The sequence below is a fragment of the Kribbella pratensis genome, from assembly GCF_004365355.1.
Taxonomy (GTDB): Bacteria; Actinomycetota; Actinomycetes; order Propionibacteriales; family Kribbellaceae; genus Kribbella.
Map to the genome: position 1 here is coordinate 1719958 of NZ_SODP01000001.1, position 19853 is coordinate 1739810.

A 19853-nucleotide genomic window follows, 5' to 3' on the forward strand; every position below is an offset into this window, starting at 1 on the left:
AGCGTAACCCCTGGCCGGACTCGTGCTAGCTGTGGCGGCGGGCGAGGTGGATGTCTATTTGGGCGTTGATTTCGACGGTTTGGGGGAGGGCCTCGAGGGTTCGGCGGAAGACCTCGTCGCGGTCGGCGGGTGGGAGCATTACGTAGGCCGACACCGTTGAGAGGTGTCCGACGTAGTCGTGCGCGGTCATCGTCAACAGTCGTTCGATCGTTGACTGCCGGACGTCGGTGAACCACTCGGACTGCTCGAGCTCCGTGCCGGGCCATTGCATCGGGCGGTCCGCGGGTGTGCCGTCGGGAGAGGGGACGCCGTCGTCCTCCAGGTACGGCGCACGGGCGGCGCGTGCGGCCTCGTCGAGGTCGGGGTCGGCCAGCCCGATGGGTACGCCGAACGAGGCGAACACGCCACCGGGCCGGACAAGGGAGGCCATGCGCTCCCACCGGCCTTCTGGGTTGGTCCAGTGGAGGGCGGCGGCCGAATAGACCAGGTCGTACGACGAATCCAGCGGCAGGTCTTCGAACGCGGCCTGCAGCGTCGTGACGTTCGCGGGTAGGTGTTTGTGCAGCTCCGCGAGCATGGCCGCGTCGGGCTCGGTCGCGGTGATCGCGATCCCGGCCTGCGCGAACAGACGGGTCGCCTTGCCTGTCCCGGCGCCGATCTCGAGCGCGGTCCGGATCTGCTCGCCGGCGTACGACGTCACCAGATCGAGGAGTTCCACTGGATATCCGGGCCGGAACCGTTCGTACGCCTCTGCCACGGCCCCGAAACTCAACGCACGCACAACCATGCCCGGCATCCTGGCACCTTCCACGACTCAGCGCTTGTCAATTTCTGCCCGAAGCCGGGAGCTAGGCGCCGCGGATGACGCGGTCGCCGAGGTCGGAGCGGTGGTAGAGGACCGAGCGGCCGTGGCGGGCTGAGGTCAGGAGGCCGGCGGCTTGTAGGGCTCGGAGGTGTTGGTTGATCGCGGTGGGGGTGACGTTGAGGCGGACGGCTAGTTCAGTGGTGGAGGTCGGGGTTTCCAGGAGGGACAGGAGGCGGGCTCGGGCGCGGCCGATCAGGTTTGCGAGGGCGGCAGGGGGCGTTGCCACGGAAGATTGCCAGAGGGTGCCCAGGCCTCGGGCTGGGTAGATGAGATGGGGTGGCTCGTCGGGGGAGATGGGAGTTGCGGCGCGGCGGCTGAAGAGGGAGGGGGTGAGGGTGAGGCCGCGGCCGGCGGTTGAGGTGCGGTACGAGAGGTCGCTGCGGAGGTGGATCCGGAGGACGGTGTCGTCCAGCCGGACATGGGGGTCGATGTCGGTGAACATCGCTGCCAGGCCGGCGTTCGCCATGACTCGGCCGCGGTAGACGATGTCGGCCTCGAGGATCGTGCGCATCCGCGTCCAGTACGGCTCGAAGCAGGCGTCCCAGTAGTCGCGCAGCGCGGCCAGCAGACGGCGGAGGACGGTGGCCGGGCGGCCCCGGATTGCCGACGGCAGAGCGCCAGGATGAACCTCGGCGAGATCCGCGCGGACGACCCCAGGAGGAGTGCCCACAAGCGCCGTTAGCTCGTCCTCGATCCTGCCCAGCGGACTGAAGGGCCGAGGTGTGAGGAAGTCCGGCGTCCACAGCGCCTCGTTGGTCAGTGCGTTCAGCAGCTCCAGGTCGAGCCCAGAGCGTGCCGGCTCGGTGGCCCGCAGCCAGGGCAGTTGCAAGGGGAACCGGCCGGGGTCGCGCAGTGTCCGGAGGGACAGCACCAACTCGTGCAACGGTGAGATCGCGAACCGCACCTCGCCGAGATCGTTGCCCGCGAGCTCGTACTCGATCATGAAGCAGTACGCTACATCTCTGGCTCCCGACAGCATCCGATGCGACAACTGTCGCGTGCCTGAACTCCTCCGTGATCCCGTCGAACGCGCGCTCGCCTCCGCCGTGGCCGCGCTGTCGCTGTCCCGCGGCATGTTCTTCGCCGTCAGCGCCCTCTACTTCACCCGCGGAGTCGGGCTGTCCGCGGCCACCGTCGGCATCGGGCTCACCGCGGCCGGCGCGGTTGGCGTTCTGGCGTCGTACGTCGGCGGGCGGCTCAGCGACCGCTACGGTGCGGACCGGTTGCAGCAATGGACGCTGGCCGCCAACGGAGCCGCATTGCTGGCGTATGCCCTTGCCGGCAACGTCATCAGCTTCATCGTGATCGCGGCCTGCGTCTCCGGCACCCGCGGCCTGCAGAGCACCGCCCAGGTGACATTGCTCGCCCGTTGGTACGTCGGCCCGGAGCGGGTCACCGTTCGCGCCAGGCTGCGGGTGGTGATGAACGTCTTCATCGGCGGCGGCAGTCTGCTCGCGGGGCTCGCGCTGCTGGTCGACACGACAGCGGCGTACCGCCTGACAGTTGTCCTGGTCGGCGCGGTTACGATGCTCGGCACCGTGCCGCTGATCGGTCTGCGTCGCAGGGTCGACGGACTGGCGGCACGCATGGACGCGTCGAGCGGAGCTGCGGTATCAGTGCGTGGCAGGTCCCCGTTGCGCGATCGTACGTACGTCGCGTCGACGATCCTCAACGCCATACTCGCGATCCAGTTCGGACTGACCTCGGTCGGGATACCGCTGTGGGTCGCCGACCACACCGATGCACCGACGGTCGTCGTGTCAGCGCTGCTGCTGGTCAACACCGTCTATGTGGCGCTCTTCCAAGTCCGTGCGTCCCGCCGCGCACAAGACCTCCGCACTGCTGGACAGTCGGTACGACGAGCAGGCCTGTTCTTGCTGGCCGCCTGCGTCCTCTTCGCGTGCGCTGGGTACGTCGGCACCGCAACAGCAACCGCCCTACTGCTCCTCGCCGCACTTGCCGCGTCCGCGGCCGAGACCCAAGGCGAGGCCGGAGGGTGGACCATGGCCTTCGATCTCGCCGACCCCGCTCGCGCCGGCGCGTACCAAGGGCTCAGTCAGACCGGCTATGCGGTCGCCCAGATGCTTAGCCCGGCCGTTGTCACCACCAGCGCGATCGACCACGGCACACCAGGCTGGATCGCCCTCGGCGCACTCTTCGCAGCCACCGGCGCTGCGACGGCAGTACTCGCCAACCAGGCAGCCGCCCGCAGAAACCACCACCAGGCCATCACCGGAATGCCAGTCGGCTAAGACCACCGTTTGATCACTCGAGGGTGTGTTGGACTGCGATAGTCCGCGGTAGGTCGGTGAGTTCGAGGGCGGCTCGGAGGGGGGAGTCCGGGGGGACGACGATGCGGAGTTCCTGGCGAGTGTGGGTGAGTCGTTCGGCGAGGCGGAACAGCATCGCGATGCCGGAGCTGTCGAGGTACGCGGTCTCGGTCAGGTCGACGGCGATGGCGGTTGCGTCGAGGGATGCGACGCGGCTGATGGCGTCCCGCACCTCAGCGGCGTTGGTGAGGTCGACTTCGCCGGAGATCCGCACGACCTGGACGCCGTTGCTCGTCCAAGCGTCGACCTCTGCGTACGCCGTCACTGCTCGTCCCCGACCGCTACGTGTCGTCGCATGAAGATCGTCGTACCTTCCGGATCGCTGTCGATGTCCACCGAGTCCGACAGCCCGTGGATCAGTGCCAGGCCCAAGCCGCCGCCGCGGTCGGCCGGGAGCCGCCACTGACCGTTGTCGCGCACGGTCAGCTCGACCGAGCCGTCCACCAGCCGCGCCTCGATGTGCATGTCGCCCGGTGAGGCGCCGTACGCGTGGCGTACGACGTTGCTGCACGCCTCCCCGCAGGCGATCGCGATCTCCCCGGCATCCTGCGCATTGACACCCGACTCGCGGAGCCAGCGACGCAAGGCGTGCCGGACCTGGAAGAGCATGTGCGCCTCGGCGGGTACGTCGAGTGACAGCGGCGCTCCGGCCAGCGCCAGAGGTCTGAGCGCGATCAGTGCGATGTCGTCGGCCACCTTGCCCGTCTCCGCCAGGGCCGAGAGCAGATGGTCGCAGAGCGCCTCGAGGTCGGGCCATTCGGAGTCGCGCGCCTCGGCGAGCAGCCGATCGAGGCCGTTCTGGATCGACAGCGTGCGCTTCTCGACGAGCCCGTCGGTGTAGAGCAGCAGAGTCGCGCCGGGCGGCAGTCGGTGCGTTGCTTCGGCATAGTCCCAGTGCGCTAGTACGCCGAGTGGTGGCGCCAGCCCACCGTCGAGGTACTGCGTGCTCCCGTCGTCGATCAGGAGAGCCGGCGGATGCCCGGCGTTCGCGAACCGCACGGTGCCGGTGTCCGGGTCGTACAAGACGTACAGCAGCGTCACCATCTCGGCCATCGGCAGCTCGCGGGCCAACTCGTGCAGTCTGCTCATCACCGCCACCGGAGACGGATCGTGGATGGCGTATGCCCGCACCGCCATCCGCAGCTGGGTCATCGCGGCCGCGGCCTGGAGACCGTGGCCGGCAACATCACCGATGACGAGACCTATCAGGCCGGCGCGCAGCTGGATCACGTCGTACCAATCGCCGCCGACATGCAGGTCGGCGGTCGCCGGGACGTAGCGGGCGGCCACGACCAGGCCGGGGATCTCGGGCATCCGGTCCGGGAGCAGGCTGCGCTGGAGAGTTTCCGCGATCTGGTGCTCCCGACGGGTCCTGGCCTCCTCCCGGGTCAGCTGCTGCTGGGTCTCCTGCCGCTGGTCGATCTCGCGACCCAGCCGGTCGTTGGCGGCCTCCAGTTCGGCGGTGCGCTCCTTGACACGCACCTCCAGCTCGGCGGACGCGGCCATCAGCGCACGAGCAAACTCGATCCGCTCGGTCACGAGCGCGGCGAGGAAGAACGACGTCAGCGCCACCGTCGCGTTGAAGGCCTGCAGGGTCAGCATCTGCGCCAGCAGCGACTTACCCGCGAACGGGCCGAGGTCGCGCGTCGCCGACCAGGTTGCGATCAGTGACGCGGTCAGCGCGGCGGGTGCAGCTCCGCGTAATTGCAGACGCCACGAGGCCCAGCCCAGTAGCGGCAGCACCAGGAACATCAGGGGTACGTCGATGTGGGTCGTCCACCACACCAGGACGATCGTCAGCGCGAGGATGACGCCGGCCTCGAGCCAGCGCGCGGCCGACCACCGTTCGAGCTCCCAGAACAGAGGGATGCACAGCAGGAACGGGGTGACGGTGAGAACGCCCATCGCGTCACCGGTCCACCAGACCGCCCAGGCGCCGGCCAGTCCATCGGTGCCTTTCGACGTCGTGAGCGTGACGGCGCCGATGGTCGCGCTGATCGTCATGCTCGCCAGCGCACCGAGGAAGACGATTGCCAGCGCATCACGCAGTCGATCCAGCTGACGACGGAACCCGATGCGCTCCAGCACGATCGCCGCCACCAGCGGTGCAAGCGTGTTGCCCATTGCGGTCAGAAGCGCGGGAACCGGGCCGGTGCTGATCGGCAGATTCACCGCCAGAGCTGCAAGCGAAACGCCCGGCCACATCCGCCTACCCAGAATCAGGAAGGCCGCCAGGGCGATCCCGCTGGGCGGCCACAGCGGCGTGACGTTCCGCTCGACGAGCGAGAGGCTCAGGCCGAGGCGCGCCCCGAGATAGTAGGCCGCGCCGACCAGGACAACGGCCGCGGCGGTCCGGCCGAGGTCCGCCGGTACGCGCAGCCTGAGTGCCCTCGAGGCCCAAGAAACTCCCGTGCGCCCGGCCATGGCTCTTCTACGGCGTCACTGTCGACACATGTGCGGTGGTTCTAGACACCCTGTCCAACTCTCCGGCCGAGCGCCTCGGCGCTTTAGCTCATGGGACGCTGCGGAAGCCGACTACGTCAAGTCATCACCCGGGGCGGCGGCCGCCGAGCGGCTGGAGCCGCGCGGCGAAGACAGTGTTGACGGCTCGAGCCGTGTCCCACGTCGAGGCCGCCGGTCCGGTCCCAGTAGGTTGCCTAGCGCAACGAACGTGCTGGCGCGCAGTCGGCGCGTCACTAACAGTTGCTTTCGGCATTGACGTTTCGCGGTCAGAGGGAGACGTGACGGCGCGAGCGCAGTACTCTCGATCGGTGGCATCGAGCCGGTCGGGCGCCGGACTGGTCGGGCGGCGAGAGGTGTGTCAGGTCCTGGACGACCTTGTGGCAGGTGCCAGGGCCGGCCGGAGCGCGGCCTTGGTGCTCCGTGGCGAGGCCGGCATCGGTAAGACCGAGCTGCTGGACTACCTGGCCGGGCGTGCCGCCGGGTGCCGGATCGTGCGGGCGGCGGGCATCCAGTCCGAGATGGAACTCTCGTACGCCGGTCTGCACCAGTTGTGCTCGCCGCTGCTCTCCGGGCTGGATCAGCTGCCGGAACCGCAACGGAATGCGCTCGGTGCAGCCTTCGGTCTTCGCGCGGGGACCGCGCCCGATCCGTTTCTCGTCGGCCTCGCCGCGCTGACCCTGCTCGCGCACGCCGGTGCGGACCAGCCGCTGGTCTGCCTGGTCGACGACGCGCAGTGGCTCGACCAGGCGTCCTCACTGACACTGGGGTTCGTCGGCCGGCGACTGCTCGCGGAGTCGGTCGTCCTGGTCCTCGCAGTGCGCGAGCCGGTAGCGCGCGAGTCGTTCGCAGGCGTCCCCGACCTGACGGTGGACGCGTTGCTCGAGCGCGACTCCCGGAGACTGCTCGACTCGGTCGCGACGGCGCCGCTCGATCGACAGGTCCGCGACCGTATCCTCGCCGAGGCGCGCGGGAACCCCCTCGCCCTGATCGAGCTGCCGCGCAGATGGACCGCGGCAGAGTTGGCCGGCGGATTCGCCCCGAGCTGGGCGCTCGGCGCCGAGGCGTGTGCACACGCCCTGCTGAGTCAGGGGACAGCCGCCGAGGACCTGTATCGGGAGGCGATCACCAGACTCGAGCGGACCAGGGTGCGCGTCAACCTTGCTCGCGCCCATCTGCTGTACGGCGAGTGGCTTCGCCGCGAGGACCGTCTTGCCGACGCGCGTGAGCAGCTCACGGTCGCCTACGACATGCTGAGCCGGTTCGGCGCCGAGGCGTTCGCCGAACGTGCCCGGCGTGAGCTCCGAGCGGCTGGGAAGAAGGTTGGCGAGCCCAGTGTCGTGGACCGCCCGACGCTCACTGTCCAGGAGGCGCAGGTCGCGCGGCTCGCCGGTGACGGCCTGACCAATCCCGAGATCGGAGCCAGGCTGTTCCTCAGCCCGCACACCGTGGATTGGCATCTCCGCAAGGTCTTCTCGAAGCTCGGCATCGCGTCCCGCCGGGAGATCGCGGCCCGGCTTGCCCAGGCTGCCACCGCAGGATCGTGAGCCCCGCAGCTGTTTTTGGGTACTAACGGGTAATAGAAGACTCCAAGCGAGGAGGCGGACCGGTGACGGCTACGACGCGGCACGTTGGGGAGCGCGAGGCTCGGGAGGTCGCGGAGGCGGCGCGGGAGAGCGAGTGGACCCGGCCGAGTTTCGCCAAGAGGCTGTACCTCGGGGACTTCGACCTGTCCCTGATCCATCCGCAACCGCACGCCGTCGCGGCCGACGACGCGGTCCGCGGCGAGGAGTTCATCGCCCGGTTGGCGGCGTACTGCGAGACGCTCGACGGGCTGCTGATCGAGCGGGAGGCCAAGATCCCGGACGAGTACCTGCGCGGCCTCGCGGAGCTGGGGACGTTCGGCATCAAGATCCCGACCGGGTACGGCGGCCTCGGGCTGCCGATGTCGTACTACGGCAAGGCGCTGATGCTCGTCGCGTCGGTGCATCCGAGTCTGAGTGCGCTCGTCTCGGCGCATCAGTCGATCGGTGTTCCGGAGCCGGTGAAGATGTTCGGGACCGACGAGCAGAAGCAGCGGTTCCTGCCCCGCTGCGCTGCCGGCGCGGTGACGGCGTTCCTGCTCACGGAGCCCGATGTGGGTTCGGATCCGGCCCGGCTGGCGTCGACCGCTACGCCGACCGACGACGGTACGGCGTACCTCCTGGACGGAGTGAAGCTCTGGACGACGAACGGCGTCATCGCCGAGCTGGTCGTGGTGATGGCACGCGTACCGAAGCATGAAGGCGGACGGGGTGGCATCAGCGCGTTCGTCGTCGAGGCCGACTCGCCGGGGATCACGGTCGAGAACCGCAACGCGTTCATGGGTTTGCGCGGGATCGAGAACGGCGTGACCCGGTTCCACCAGGTCCGGGTGCCGGCCGAGAACCGGCTGGGCAGGGAGGGCGACGGTCTGCGGATCGCCCTGACCACCCTGAACACAGGCCGCTTGTCCATTCCGGCGACCACCACCGCGGCGGCCAAGTGGTGCCTGAAGATCGCACGCGAGTGGTCCGCGGAGCGCGTCCAATGGGGCCGTCCGATCGGCGCCCACGCTGCCGTGGCCGAGAAGATCTCGTTCATTGCCGCGACCACGTTCGCGCTCGAGGCGGTCCTCGACCTGTCGGCGAACCTGGCCGATGCGGGAACCAAGGACATTCGGATCGAGGCTGCGCTGGCCAAGATGTGGGCCAGCGAGATGGCCTGGCGGATCGCCGACGAGCTGGTGCAGATCCGCGGCGGACGCGGGTACGAGACCGCCGACTCGCTGGCGGCCCGCGGCGAGCGCGCCGTACCGGCGGAGCAGATCCTGCGCGATCTGCGGATCAACCGGATCTTCGAGGGCTCGACCGAGATCATGCATCTGCTGATCGCGCGGGAGGCCGTCGACGCCCACCTGTCCGCGGCCGGCGACCTGGCCTCACCGGACGCCGACCTGCAGGCCAAGGCGAAGGCCGCGGTGAACGCGAGCGGGTTCTACGCCAAGTGGCTGCCCAAGCTGGCCGTCGGCAAGGGATCGGACCCCAGGTCGTACAGCGAGTTCGGGCCACTGGCCAAGCACTTGCGGTACGTCGAGCGCGCGTCGCGCAAGCTCGCGCGACAGACGTTCTACGGGATGGGCCGCTGGCAGGCGAAGCTTGAGTACCGGCAGGGCTTCCTGGCCAGGATCGTGGACATCGGCGCGGAGCTGTTCGCGATGGCCGCGTCCTGCTCGCGGGCCGAAACGCTTCGCAAGCAGGACGCGGCCGCAGGCGCGTCGGCGTACGAGCTGGCGGCGGTGTTCTGCGATCAGGCGCGGCTGCGGGTCGATCACCTCTTCGAGCAGCTGTGGAACAACACCGACGATGACGACCGGCGGCTGGCTCAGCGGGTGCTCGACGGGAAGTACAGCTGGCTCGAGGCCGGCATCGTCGACCCGTCGGAGGGAACCGGCCCATGGATCGCGCAATGGCAGCCCGGCGAATCGACGGCGGAGAACAAATCACGCCGGTACCGCTAGCTGGTAGCGATCGCGCGTCAATCGGCCGGTGCGTGCGCCGCGTCGAGGCGTTCGAACGGGGTTGGGCCGCTCTGGGTTTTGGGCGGAGCGCCTAGGTGGCGCGTGCGGAGGTCGTCCATCAGGTCTTCGATGAAGGGCGGGCCTTGGTCGTGCATGAACTGCTGGCGGGCGTGGAGTTCGTTGGCGGCTGGGCGCCAGGTGAGGGACCAGTTGCCTAGGGCATCGAGGATGGGAAGGGTCTGGATCCCGGCTTCGGTGAGGCTGTACTGCGCTCGCTGGCCGCGGGCCGCCGTGCCGCGGCTGAGGAGACCGGCTTCGACCAGGCGGACCAGGCGGTCGGCGAGGATGTTCGAGGCGATGCCTTCAGGCGAGCCGGTGAGCAGCGCCCGGAAGTAGCGGCGGTCGCTGAAGATGACGTCGCGCAGTACGAGCAACGACCAGCGATCGCCCAGTACCTCGACGGCGGCGTTGATCGGACAGTCTGATCGTGGTTCCACGACTCCTCCTTGACAGCTCCGGGCATCGCCATAATAGTGATTGCAGATTGCAAGCACTAGTCGGAAGGGGGGACGATGGGCCAGTTCGTGTATGCGATGAACGTGTCCCTCGACCTGCGGATCGAGCAGGTACCCGGGGACAACGGCGCGGGCGAGTGGCTGCGCATCGACGAGGAACTGCACCGCGAGGCCAACGCGCGGACGCGGGAGCTCGCGATGATCGCCCACGGACGTGTCATGTACGAGGTGATGGAGGAGTACTGGCCGCGATCGCGCGAGGACGAATCGCTGCCCGATTTCCTCCGTGAGTACGGCGAGATCTGGACCGCCATACCCAAGGTGCTCGTCTCGCGGACGCGCCAGACCGCCGATCACAACACCCGGATCATCGGCGGAGACGACGCGATCGAGCAGCTCGCCGTACTCCGTGCCGAGACCGAAGGCGCGATCGCGGTTGGTGGCGCCACGCTTGCCACCCAACTGCTCCGCGCAGGGCTGCTCGACGAGCTGCTGCTCACGACCCATCCCGCGATCCTCGGCTTCGGCCGGCCGCTGTTCGACGATTACGACCTGCCGATCGACCTCGAACTCCTCGATCAGCAAGTGTTCGGATCGGGCGTCACGATGAACCGCTACGCGATCCTGAAAGAGGCCGGCTGATGCTGAGGCACGTTGCGAACGTCGTACGCGTCCACCAGAGCGAACCGCTCCAGAACAACACCGTCGTTGTCAGAGGCAGCGCCGGCGTATTGCTTGTCGATCCCGGCATCACCGGCGACGAAATGGCCTGCCTCGCGAAGGATCTCGCTGGCGAACCCGTCGTGGCAGGGTTTGCGACGCATCCCCACTGGGATCACGTGCTCTGGTCCGCCGACTTGGGCGAGGCGCCCCGCTACGGGACGGCGCGCTGCGCGGCTGATCTCCAAGAGTTCCTGTCGAAGGCGGGCTGGAAGTCCGGCATGACCGAGTGGGTGCCACCGGACATTGCCGACGATCTACCGCTCGACCTGTTCGGTCTCATCGCCGGTCTACTCGCCGGAACCACTCACCTCCCGTGGGACGGCCCACGAATCCGCATCATCGAACACCAGGCCCACGCCCCTGGCCATGCGGCGCTGCTGATCGAGGAGCACGGCGTATTAGTTGCCGGAGACATGCTTTCCGACGTCCTGATCCCGATGCTCGACACGGACGGCACCGCCGACCCGGTCGACGATTACCTGGCCGCTTTGCAGCTGTTCGACGACGTGGCCGCCGACGTCCAGGTCGTCGTACCGGGCCACGGATCCGTTGGCGGAGCGGACGAGCTGCGCATCCGGATCGACCAGGACCGCGCCTATGTTCAGGCCTTACGCGACAACCAGGAAATCACCGACCCCCGCATCGGCTCCTCCGCCAAGCCCGGCTGGCAATGGGTTACCGACGTACACACCAACCAACTCCAACGCCTCACAGGCGCTAGCTAAGCTCCGTGTCGTGACTGCGGGGTTCGATGGGTGGCCGAGGGCTGCGTTCGAGGTGTTGTTGCGGCTTGAGGGGGAGCCTTCGGCTGAGGTGAGGCGGGAGTGTCGGCGGGAGCGGGAAGAGTTGGTTCGGCGGCCGATGATCGGGTTGCTGAACGCGGTGGCGGACGCGGATCCGGAGTACGAGGATTTTGCGGTCTGGGGGTACGGCGACGTGCTGCTGGATGCGTGGCGGCGGCAGCGGGCCATCGTTCGGCTGGCTCGGAACGTCGAGCTGGGGGTTCGGTTCGATCTCGACGGGCTCGAGGTCGGCCTGGCGTGGTGGTACGCGCCGTCGGAGCAGATCGAACGCTACCGGGCCGCGGTAGCGGATCCCGGCTCGGGACCGCGCCTGGTTTCCATCCTGAAGAGCGTGCGACGGGACGGGTTCGCGATCACCGGCGACCTCCTGAAGCGACCGCTGCGGGGCTATCCCACCGACCACCCACGGGCGGGGTTACTGCGTCACAAGTCCCTCATCGCGACCCGGCCCCTCGGCTGCGAAGACTGGATCCACACCCCGGCCGCAGCAGATCGAGTACTCGCCACCTTCCACCAGTTGCGCCCGCTCGCACGCTGGCTCGTCAAGAACGTCGCCGGGCCGAGAGCTTGACCGCAGGTCTGGAGGCCATCGTCTGCGCGATGGCCTCCAGGTCCGCGGCGGGTCAAGAGACTGCGTGGGCGAGGCGGTTGACGTTCTTCTCGATGGTGCGGCCTTCGCTGCGGGCGACGAGGGCGGAGACGCCGAAGAAGATGCTGTAGAGGCCGAAGACGATGGCCAGGGAGACGGCGCCGAGGTCCGGGCGGATGAACAGCGCCAGGGCGAAGACGACGGAGACCAGGCCGCCCAGGATGAACCAGGCACGTTGGCCGGCGCGCTGCCCACTCCGGAACGCCATCGCGATCTCGACCAGACCGGTGAACAGTGCCCACCAGCCGATGATGAGGGTCAGTACGAGCGCGGTCGGTCCCGGGTAGACCAGCGCGATGACCCCGGCTGCCAGCGACACCAGGGACAGCAGGAGGTGGCCGACGACCGACCAGCCGCCGTCACTGCTGAATGCGCGAACCGCGTCCATCACGGCGGCCATGAAGGCGTAGACAGCGAAGAGGATGACGAACGCGCCGACGGTGATGTTCGGCCAGATGACGGCAACTGCCCCCACCGCGATCGCCAGCAGTCCACGCCACAACAGGGCGTTCGAGATCCGGCTGGTCACCTTCGAGTCGGTGCTTGTGGTGGTACTCATGATGCACTCCCTACTCTCGATCTGGTTGCGGTATCAATTGATCCCGCTACCACGAGGCTGGCAGTCGCCGGCCACTCTTCGAGCCAGTAGGAGCCCCTGGCCGATCCCCTGGTGAGGAGTAGGGTGCTCGGATGCCTGTGACTCGTGTGCGGCGGCCTCGGCCGGCTGATATGGCGGTGCCTGTCGGGGCCCGGTCCGTGTTTACCGATGGGGCTTGTTCTGGGAATCCCGGGCCCGGGGGATGGGCCTGGGCGTTGTCGACGACGGAGTACGCGGCTGGGCACGAGGCGGTGTCGACGAATCAGCGGATGGAGATTCGGGCGGCGCTGGAGGCTGTGCGGGCCAACCCGGGGCCGCTGCTGGTGGTGTCCGATTCGACGTACGTCGTGAACTGTTTCCGCGACCGCTGGCACCAGGGGTGGCTCGAGCGCGGCTGGCTGACGTCCGCCAGGAAGCCGGTTGCCAACCAAGACTTGTGGGAACCGCTGGTCGCGTTGGTGATGGAGCGCGGCGACGTGGCCTTCCGGTGGGTGAAAGGCCACTCCGGCCACGAAATGAACGACTTCGTGGACCGGTTGGCGGTGGCTGCGGCTCAGACGGCGGGATAGACCTCCGCTTCATAGAGCGAATAGCCGTACTGCGTCGCTCGGTGGACGCCTTGAAGACGGACATACCGAGCGGTCGTGTCCAGCCACAGGGTGTCGGTGCCGCCGTCGCCGGCGGTGACCTCTGTCGCCGTGGTCCAGGTGGTGGCGTCATCGGAGACCTGGATCTTGTACGCGGACCCGTACGCCGCTTCCCAGCGGAGCACGACCTTGCCCAGATGCGTCGGCGCGCCCAGATCGACCTGGAGCCAGGACGCGTCGTCGTACGCCGATGCCCACCGGGTGGTCGTGTTGCCGTCGACTGCCAGGTCCGCGGTGAACGTCGTGCCAGGCTCGATGCCCGAGGCAACAACCGGGCGGTGGAGGGCGATGTTCGTATCGGAGACGCGAGGCCGGACGGCGACCCGCAGTACGGCGGACGTCGTACCGAACGTCATCGGGATATCCACATCGGCCAACGGAGCAGCAGCAGGCGGCGTCAACTTCACCGTCACCGACTGGGTGAGGCCGCGCCGCACCGTGAGCTGATCCGGGGCCTCAACCGTCCAGCCGGCCGGCGCCGCGAGGTGAAACCCGCCGGTCACGTCAGCGCGTGAACTGGCCGAGACGTCGACCACCACGCTGGACGTCCCACCCCGGATCACGTCGAGCCGATCGGAACTGGTGCCTAGGGCAACCGATGGCGTGTCGCTCCAGAGCGGGACAAGTTCAGCGACAGAGGGAGTCCCGCCCTTCCACACCAACCGCACAGCCTCGGCCGCCACATCACCGACAGGAACCTCGGCGTACGCCGAAGAAACCCCGCCGACCCGCTTCCACGTGCCACCGACCCTGACCTCGACGTCGGCGGAACCCACGGACGTCGAGGATTGCAGGACCGTCAGCCGGGACAACGAGCGCGGCGCCGACAAGGTGGCAACCAACGCATCACCCGCAGCCGGCGGACCAGCAGGCACATAGGCGGTCGAAACGTCACCATCGACAGCGCGCTGGTACGACGACCCCGCGGCAGGCGCCGGCGTGCCGCTGGCAGTCAGCGTGGTCACGTTCCCACCAACAGTCGCAACCGAGAACTCCCGCACCACCAGCCAGAAGTCGCTCGCCGTCAACGACCGGTACCGGACGTAGCGCGCGGTAGTTCCCATCGGAGGGGTGAACCGGACCTCGGCAGTCGTCGCGCGTGTGAGCTCGGTCCACTGCGTGCCGTCAACGGAGTACTCCAGCGCGCCCGAATGGATGTAGTCGTCCGGGCTCCCCGACTTGCCCATCAGTACGGCGATGTCACCGAGCTGGACCGCCGACCCGAGATCGACCCGGACCTCCGAACCCGGCCCGGGCGCGCCGTTGCTCCAGAAGAAGGTGTTCTGATCGCCGTCGACCATCCGAGCGGGCACGTTGTCCTGGTACGTGCCCAGATTGGTGGTTGCCGACTTGCCTGGCGTCACCCCGAGCCAGCGGTCGTGCACTCGGCCGACCTCGGCGATGAGCTCGTCGACGACCCGTTCGCCGATCCGCGGATAGGTCCCGTCATGCGGCGCGCGGCTGTCCCGGATGGCCTTGGCCTGCGTGACAAGCGCGCCCAGCTGCTGACGGGCGTTCCAAGCGGCCGCACCGTCGCCCGCCTCGAGCGCGGCCAGCAGGTCGAGGGCGCGGCTCATTGCCTGCCCCCAGAGTTCCGTTGCCTTGAGCCACGATTCCGCCTGGAGCGTGAACGCCGGATCGACCACACCGCTCCGGATCGTTCCCGGCGCCGCAGCGATCGCATTCACCTGCGGCCGTAGCGCGGCGATGGCCTGGGTGCGTTGTCCGGCCTGCCACCGCTGCCAGAACGACTCGACCGCCGCGCCGAAGACCGGCGCGCTCTCCGGATGCAGCGTCCCGTCGTACGTGTTGAGGTCGGCGAACACGCGCAAGGCGTCCGCCGTACGTCGATCGCCGCCCGCGCGCTCCTCGATCGCGCGTAGCCAGGCGGACGTGGCGTTGTACTGCGCAGGGTTCCAGCCGAACTCGGCGAACGAGTACAGCGCGAGCTTGCTCACCGCTGCCTGGTTCATCGGGTTCGAGATCACGCCCACGACGTGGTCGGCGATCCCCGGTTCGCGGCCGGTGTACGGCGCGAGCAGCAACCGGCCGGCCGCGTAGTCGTTGACCGGGTAGTTGTCCCAGATGAGGACGTCGTGCCCGAACACGGCCTTCGCCTGTGCCGCCTGCGCCGCGGTGATCGTCTGCGGGACGACTCCGACGCCGGTCCAGTGCACGACGACGGCTGGGTCGAGCTGCTCCCGCAGCACCTTCTTGTACGGCGTTTCGCTGACGTTGTAGTACTCCGTCGGCACCATCTGGAGCGGCGCCACATCGGGCTTGGACTCGACCCACTCGCGCTGGATCCGGTTGAGCAGATCGCTCTGCGCCCGCCCGGCTGCCTCGCCGCCGGTTCCGTACTTCGCGCGGTCCGCGTCGCAGTGCCAGGTGTTGTAGTCGATGTCGTCGAGCGGCACGTTGAACGACCGAGCACCGAGCGCGTACAAGGACTCGAACTTCGCTGTCAGCGCCTGGAAGTCGGCGTCGGAGGTGTAGCAGATCGACAGACCGGGGGAGAGCGCGAAGGTGAAGTCGACCTTGTTCTGTCGTGCGCGGGTGACGAGTTCACCGAGCTGCGCGAGCCTGTCCGCCGGATACGGATCACGCCATTGCTCACGGTGGTACGGGTCGTCCTTCGGCGCGTACTCGTAGGTGTTCATCCGATGCGCGCCGAGATAGTCGAGGTGGTCCAGCCGGTCGGCCTGCGACCACGGTGTGCCGTAGAAGCCCTCGATCGAGCCGCGGTACCGCATGGTCGGCCAGTCCCGGACAGCGATCCCAGGCATCCAGTGCCGTGCCTGCACCAGTTGTGCGAGCGACTCCGCGGCGTAGAACGTGCCGTCGGAGTCGACTCCGTCGAGCACGATCTGCGCACGGTCCTGCCGATCGCGCCCGGCGGCGAGCACGTATCCCTCGGCCGGCAGCCCGGTGCTGTCCTGGACGCGGAGCGCGGACAGCACGGACGACGAACGGCCGAGCCAGATGGTCGTGGGTGTGCCGGGATCGCTGCCGTCCGTCGTACGTACGGTCTTCACACCCGCATCGGCCAGCGCCGCGCGGACGACGCGTTCGGCGTCCGCGTCGGATCGCGACGTACGGACCAACCCGACCACCGGCGTGATCGGGAACCCGTCGCTGCGCTGAACGACCTGCTGTGGTGCGGGACTGATCGCCGGCGCAACAGCCGGTGCGGCGGTTGCGCTCGGCGCGGCAACTGCGAGTGGAGAGGTGAGGGCGAGCAGGGCGGACAGGAGAAGGCGCATCGAGTCTCCTCAGGCAGGGCGGTTCCAGCTAGTTAGCCATTGCGCAGAACTGCTCGTCAAGACGTTAACCTGCTCAATTGCAGGCACTTCTAGAAGCCGCTCCGGTGGTGGAAGGCAGGCGGCGTGCCGTGGAGGGACCGGTGAGTGGCGGCGGGGTCGGTGAAGAAGTTCGGGAGCTGGAGCTCGGGGGAGTAGTAGCGGTGGAAGACCGGGGTCAGGGAGCCGGACATCGGCGGGACGATCCAGGTCCAGTCCGCGGGGCACTGGCGGCCGGCTCGTTCCTCTCGCTCCACGTGGATGAGGAACCTGCGGGACTCGGTGTGGTGATCGGTGATCGTGACGCCGCTCAGGTTGAACGAGTGCAGGACGGCGCGGTTGATCTCGACCAGCGCGCGGTCGCGCCATAACGACGTCTCGTCGGTGGTGTCCAGGCCCATGCGTTCCGCGACCTCCGGGACCATCGCATAGCGATCTGTGTCGCCGAAGTTGCGGGCGCCGATCTCCGTGCCCATGTACCAGCCGTTGAAGGGCGCGGCAGGGTAGGAGACACCGCCGATGACGAGGCGGTTGTTGCTGATCACCGGTACGGCGTGCCAGCGCATGCCCAGGTCCGCGAACCATGGCATTTCGGGGTGCGCCAGGGGCACTTCGTGGACGGCTTCGACCGGGAGCTCGAACATCCGCGGCCCCTCCTCGACGGTCTCCACAACGAGCGGGAGTACGTCGAAGGCGCCCGGGTGGTCGGGCTGCTTCCATCCGCGCCGGATGAGTTCGCTGGTGAAGGCGCGGTAACGGGGGTCCCCGAGAACGCGTCCGTCCGGCTGCTCGTACCCGGCGTACCGGATGAGTTGCTCGTTCCAGATCCTGGGCGCCGGGCGGGACGGCGTCTCGGGAGCGAAGACGCTGATCATCGGGCGGATCTTCCCGCCGTTGTGGGCCTCCCGCAGATGGTCGAAGCAGTGCCCGGCGACGCCGCGGGCGTCGGAGACCGTCCGCAGGTCGCGGACCTGCAGACTGCGCCAGTACAGCCGGCCGATGCAGCGGGCGTTGTTGCGCCAGGCGACCCGGGCGCCGAAGGCCAGCTCCTCGGGAGTGTGCCAGTACGTGCCGGTCAGGTCGATCTCACGCATCACCGCCGCAAGCCGTGGCCCCATCCAGCCGGCCTTGGGGTTCTCGGCGTGAAAGAGCTCGAGGAACTCCTTGGCTGCCGCCCGGACCATCTCGATGTCACTGCTGTCGAGACCCGGCGCCGGATCTGGCCGGTTGATCGGGTGGCTTGCCCGCGCCCGGATCCGCCCGGGACCCGGCGAGGCCCGCCGCCCGGTCCGCGGAGCTTTGCCCCACGATCGGTCGCCGGGGTTCATGGGGTACCTGGACGTCGGGTCTGCCAGTCGCCGGAGTTGTCGAAGAAGGGATCGTGCTGGGTCAGCGGCTCGCCGGGCACGGGCTTGCTCCCGAGCCGGTCGACCTCGGTCGCGAACGAGTCGACGATCGACTGCATGTGCGCCTGCGCCGACTTGGCGTACGAACGAACCTGCTCGCCGGCCGTGTCCATGGCATCGGCGACGATCTTGCGCTCGTGTGCGCGTGCCTGGCCGATCCGCTCCCGGGCGTCCCGGCTGACGTCCTGGACCATCTCCTCGACCACGAGCTGCGCCTGGCTGAACATCTGGACGACCTGTTCGTTGACGCGGTCGCCGGCCTGCTCGTACTGGTCCAGCTCGGCCTGGACCCGCTGCAGCTCCGCCTGTCCGCGCTGGAGCTCGCTCTGGAGACGCTCGTTCCTGGCCCGGGTCTCGCCGAGCTCGCGTTCGGTCTGCTGGATCTGGTCAGCCAGCTGATCGAGGTATCCGTAGACCGTGTCGGCGTCGAGACCCCGCATCCTGCGCCGGAACCTCTCCTCCCGGATCGAGCGGGGTGTCTGATAACGCGGCGAGCCTTGGCGGTGGCTGTTGGACGTCACGTGTCGTCTCCTGACCTGAGAGTGCCGGCGCCACGGTGTGCTCACCCGCGGCTGCGTAGTAGAAGTGCTCGTACTTGATGTGTTCGGGCTGCATGCCCGCCGCGGCCAGCTGCTCCAGCGTGTGCGCGACCATCTGCGGGCCGCCGCACACCATCGCCGTCCGGCCGTACAGGGCCTGGCGGGCCGCGACCGTGCCGACCTTCCCGCGCGTGCCGGGATAGGAGGCGTCGTCGGACACGACCTCGGTGTAGTCGAACCAGGCCCGGTCCTGGGCCAGCGCCTTGAGCCGCGGACGGTCGTACAGGTGCCAGGGCAGCCGTACGCCGTGCAGCAAGTGGACCAGCGGTCCGTTGCCGGTGCGCGTCCATTCGTTGTCGACCTGCTCGAGGACGGCCAGGAGCGGAGCGAGACCGGTGCCGCCGGCGACCATCAGCAGTTCCCGCTCGTCACCGTCCCGCCGGGTCAACCGCTCACCGATCGGTGCGCCGAGCTTCACGGTGTCGCCGGGCTTGAGGCTGCGGACCACGGCCGGGCTCACCTGGCCGCCGTCGATCTGCTGCACGTGCAGATCGATCGAGCCGTCGGCGCGTGGGGCGTTGGCCGGGCTGAAGTACCGCCACTGCCGGGGCCGCTGCGGTATCTCCATCGACACCGACTGGCCGGGACGGAACCGGAACACCTGCCGCGGCTGGACCTTCAGCAGGGTGAGGTCCATGGTCCGGCGTTCGACCGAGAGCACGTCGGCGTCCCACCAGTCAGGGCTGGTCTCCTCCGACGTCTCGGCCGCCTCGACCATGATCCGCGCGACCACCTGGTACGCCGCGGTCCAGTGTGCGGCGAGGTCCTCGTCCCATTCGGGCCCGAGGAAGTGCTTCAGGGTGGCGCAGAGCGAGGCCCCGACGGCGTTGTAGTGCTCCGCGACGACGGCGTACTTGCGATGGTCGCGGCCGAGGTGCTGGAGGAAGTTCGCATCGTTCTCGAGCTGGTCGGCATGACTGACGATCCGGCCGAGTGCGCTGACGAACTTGTCCCGCTGGTTCGACATCGAGAGCGGGAACATCGCCCGCACCTCGGGATGGGACACGAAGATGTGGGAGTAGAAGTACAGCGCTACCTGATCTCCGTACGCCGACACGCGGTCCCAGCTGCTTTGTAGTGCGTAGGCATCCATGGGGCTTGACTATCCGGCTCGGAACGGCAGCTCCTCGAGGGAGACGGACATGTGCTCCGGGTCGTCGGCAGGTCGTGCCGACGGGTACTGCGTTGACAAGAGTTCCCTCCACCTTTCAGCCCCCGAGGCTGTCCACTCTTCGTGATCCTCCCGATCTACCCCCGTGTTCGCGGCTTGAAACGGCGTGTCGGACTCAAACGTCTCGAAAATCTAGAGCTGGGGTCGAGAGTCAATCGCTTGATCTACAAGGCGATCCGGAATCCTGATGTTGCTCATAGCAACTAACGCCGCAGGGCCGTCAGTTAATCGATTGACTCCGGCGGGCGCG

17 protein-coding genes are annotated in these 19853 nt (G+C 68.3%); 7 read left to right on the plus strand and 10 right to left on the minus strand.

The genetic code is table 11. The features are described 5' to 3' along the window. Nucleotides 1-25: 25 nt before the first annotated feature. Together EV653_RS08090 and EV653_RS08095 are read right to left on the minus strand one after the other, a co-directional pair. Nucleotides 26-796, minus strand: a complete 771-nt coding sequence (locus EV653_RS08090; RefSeq protein ID WP_238159624.1) for a class I SAM-dependent methyltransferase — start codon at nt 794-796, stop codon at nt 26-28. Between the two features lie 52 nt (nt 797-848). Beyond that, nucleotides 849-1808 carry an ArsR/SmtB family transcription factor gene (locus EV653_RS08095; RefSeq protein WP_134099555.1) on the minus strand — a complete coding sequence of 320 codons (960 nt, stop codon included), beginning with the start codon at nt 1806-1808 and terminating at the stop codon, nt 849-851. A gap of 55 nt (nt 1809-1863) precedes the next feature. Between EV653_RS08095 and EV653_RS08100 the strand changes: the two genes are divergently transcribed. Continuing rightward, nucleotides 1864-3117 carry an MFS transporter gene (locus EV653_RS08100; protein WP_202871505.1) on the plus strand — a complete coding sequence of 418 codons (1254 nt, stop codon included), beginning with the start codon at nt 1864-1866 and terminating at the stop codon, nt 3115-3117. Nucleotides 3118-3130: 13 nt separating this feature from the next. On the opposite strand, the gene EV653_RS08105 is transcribed toward EV653_RS08100, so the two are convergent. Beyond that, on the minus strand, nt 3131-3460 hold the full coding sequence (locus EV653_RS08105) for an STAS domain-containing protein (protein ID WP_134099561.1): 330 nt from the start codon (nt 3458-3460) through the stop codon (nt 3131-3133). Next, nucleotides 3457-5619, minus strand: coding sequence for an ATP-binding SpoIIE family protein phosphatase (locus EV653_RS08110; protein WP_134099565.1), 2163 nt, complete (start codon nt 5617-5619; stop codon nt 3457-3459). Before EV653_RS08110 ends, EV653_RS08105 begins: the two co-directional genes overlap by 4 nt. A 347-nt stretch (nt 5620-5966) precedes the next feature. Here EV653_RS08110 and EV653_RS08115 point away from each other — a divergent pair, with 347 nt between their 5' ends. Both EV653_RS08115 and EV653_RS08120 read left to right on the plus strand, forming a co-directional pair. After that, nucleotides 5967-7202: a helix-turn-helix transcriptional regulator gene (locus tag EV653_RS08115; protein ID WP_134099568.1), complete on the plus strand. Its 1236-nt coding sequence runs from the start codon at nt 5967-5969 to the stop codon at nt 7200-7202. 62 nt (nt 7203-7264) lie between these two features. Then, nucleotides 7265-9193 (plus strand): acyl-CoA dehydrogenase family protein, encoded by a 1929-nt coding sequence (locus tag EV653_RS08120; protein ID WP_134099571.1) that lies wholly within the window; start codon nt 7265-7267, stop codon nt 9191-9193. A 17-nt stretch (nt 9194-9210) separates the two neighbouring features. Here the strand turns inward: EV653_RS08120 and EV653_RS08125 are convergent, their stop codons facing one another. Next, complete coding sequence (locus EV653_RS08125) at nt 9211-9690, minus strand: winged helix-turn-helix transcriptional regulator (RefSeq protein WP_134099574.1); 480 nt, start codon at nt 9688-9690, stop codon at nt 9211-9213. 75 nt (nt 9691-9765) lie between these two features. On the opposite strand from EV653_RS08125, the gene EV653_RS08130 reads away from it, so the two are divergent. From EV653_RS08130 to EV653_RS08140, 3 genes are all read left to right on the plus strand, one after another. Beyond that, the gene (locus tag EV653_RS08130; RefSeq protein WP_134099577.1) at nt 9766-10350 is read left to right on the plus strand and encodes a dihydrofolate reductase family protein; all 585 of its coding nucleotides are present in this window, start codon (nt 9766-9768) and stop codon (nt 10348-10350) included. Beyond that, a complete protein-coding gene (locus tag EV653_RS08135; RefSeq protein WP_134099580.1) occupies nt 10350-11156 on the plus strand; it encodes an MBL fold metallo-hydrolase in 807 nt (268 codons plus the stop codon). Before EV653_RS08130 ends, EV653_RS08135 begins: the two co-directional genes overlap by 1 nt. 136 nt (nt 11157-11292) lie before the next feature. Further along, complete coding sequence (locus EV653_RS08140; RefSeq protein ID WP_134099583.1) at nt 11293-11805, plus strand: DUF2461 family protein; 513 nt, start codon at nt 11293-11295, stop codon at nt 11803-11805. Between the two features lie 52 nt (nt 11806-11857). Here EV653_RS08140 and EV653_RS08145 read toward each other — a convergent pair whose 3' ends face one another. Continuing rightward, nucleotides 11858-12442 carry an HdeD family acid-resistance protein gene (locus tag EV653_RS08145; RefSeq protein WP_134099587.1) on the minus strand — a complete coding sequence of 195 codons (585 nt, stop codon included), beginning with the start codon at nt 12440-12442 and terminating at the stop codon, nt 11858-11860. 170 nt (nt 12443-12612) lie between these two features. Here EV653_RS08145 and EV653_RS08150 point away from each other — a divergent pair, with 170 nt between their 5' ends. Continuing rightward, nucleotides 12613-13050: a ribonuclease H family protein gene (locus EV653_RS08150; RefSeq protein WP_134104020.1), complete on the plus strand. Its 438-nt coding sequence runs from the start codon at nt 12613-12615 to the stop codon at nt 13048-13050. Here the strand turns inward: EV653_RS08150 and EV653_RS08155 are convergent. The 4 genes from EV653_RS08155 to EV653_RS08170 all read right to left on the minus strand — a co-directional run bounded on the left by EV653_RS08155 (nt 13035) and on the right by EV653_RS08170 (nt 19525). Then, nucleotides 13035-16391: a beta-N-acetylglucosaminidase domain-containing protein gene (locus tag EV653_RS08155; RefSeq protein ID WP_134099590.1), complete on the minus strand. Its 3357-nt coding sequence runs from the start codon at nt 16389-16391 to the stop codon at nt 13035-13037. The two genes, EV653_RS08150 and EV653_RS08155, sit on opposite strands and share 16 nt — an antisense overlap. 89 nt (nt 16392-16480) lie before the next feature. Continuing rightward, complete coding sequence (locus tag EV653_RS08160; RefSeq protein ID WP_202871506.1) at nt 16481-17755, minus strand: nitric oxide synthase oxygenase; 1275 nt, start codon at nt 17753-17755, stop codon at nt 16481-16483. Next, nucleotides 17752-18273: a DivIVA domain-containing protein gene (locus tag EV653_RS08165; protein WP_134099593.1), complete on the minus strand. Its 522-nt coding sequence runs from the start codon at nt 18271-18273 to the stop codon at nt 17752-17754. The genes EV653_RS08160 and EV653_RS08165 overlap by 4 nt, the downstream gene beginning before the upstream one ends. Further along, nucleotides 18221-19525 (minus strand): globin domain-containing protein, encoded by a 1305-nt coding sequence (locus EV653_RS08170; protein ID WP_134099596.1) that lies wholly within the window; start codon nt 19523-19525, stop codon nt 18221-18223. The genes EV653_RS08165 and EV653_RS08170 overlap by 53 nt, the downstream gene beginning before the upstream one ends. Nucleotides 19526-19853 lie beyond the last annotated feature (328 nt).

Coding starts and splice junctions, on each gene's coding strand:
- EV653_RS08090 (WP_238159624.1), bottom strand. CDS start 796: ATGCCGGGCATGGTTGTGCGTGCGTTGAGTTTCGGGGCCGTGGCAGAG.
- EV653_RS08095 (WP_134099555.1), bottom strand. CDS start 1,808: ATGATCGAGTACGAGCTCGCGGGCAACGATCTCGGCGAGGTGCGGTTC.
- EV653_RS08110 (WP_134099565.1), bottom strand. CDS start 5,619: ATGGCCGGGCGCACGGGAGTTTCTTGGGCCTCGAGGGCACTCAGGCTG.
- EV653_RS08130 (WP_134099577.1), top strand. CDS start 9,766: ATGGGCCAGTTCGTGTATGCGATGAACGTGTCCCTCGACCTGCGGATC.
- EV653_RS08135 (WP_134099580.1), top strand. CDS start 10,350: ATGCTGAGGCACGTTGCGAACGTCGTACGCGTCCACCAGAGCGAACCG.
- EV653_RS08140 (WP_134099583.1), top strand. CDS start 11,293: ATGATCGGGTTGCTGAACGCGGTGGCGGACGCGGATCCGGAGTACGAG.
- EV653_RS08145 (WP_134099587.1), bottom strand. CDS start 12,442: ATGAGTACCACCACAAGCACCGACTCGAAGGTGACCAGCCGGATCTCG.
- EV653_RS08150 (WP_134104020.1), top strand. CDS start 12,613: ATGGCGGTGCCTGTCGGGGCCCGGTCCGTGTTTACCGATGGGGCTTGT.
- EV653_RS08155 (WP_134099590.1), bottom strand. CDS start 16,391: ATGCGCCTTCTCCTGTCCGCCCTGCTCGCCCTCACCTCTCCACTCGCA.
- EV653_RS08160 (WP_202871506.1), bottom strand. CDS start 17,755: ATGAACCCCGGCGACCGATCGTGGGGCAAAGCTCCGCGGACCGGGCGG.
- EV653_RS08165 (WP_134099593.1), bottom strand. CDS start 18,273: ATGCGGGGTCTCGACGCCGACACGGTCTACGGATACCTCGATCAGCTG.
- EV653_RS08170 (WP_134099596.1), bottom strand. CDS start 19,525: ATGGATGCCTACGCACTACAAAGCAGCTGGGACCGCGTGTCGGCGTAC.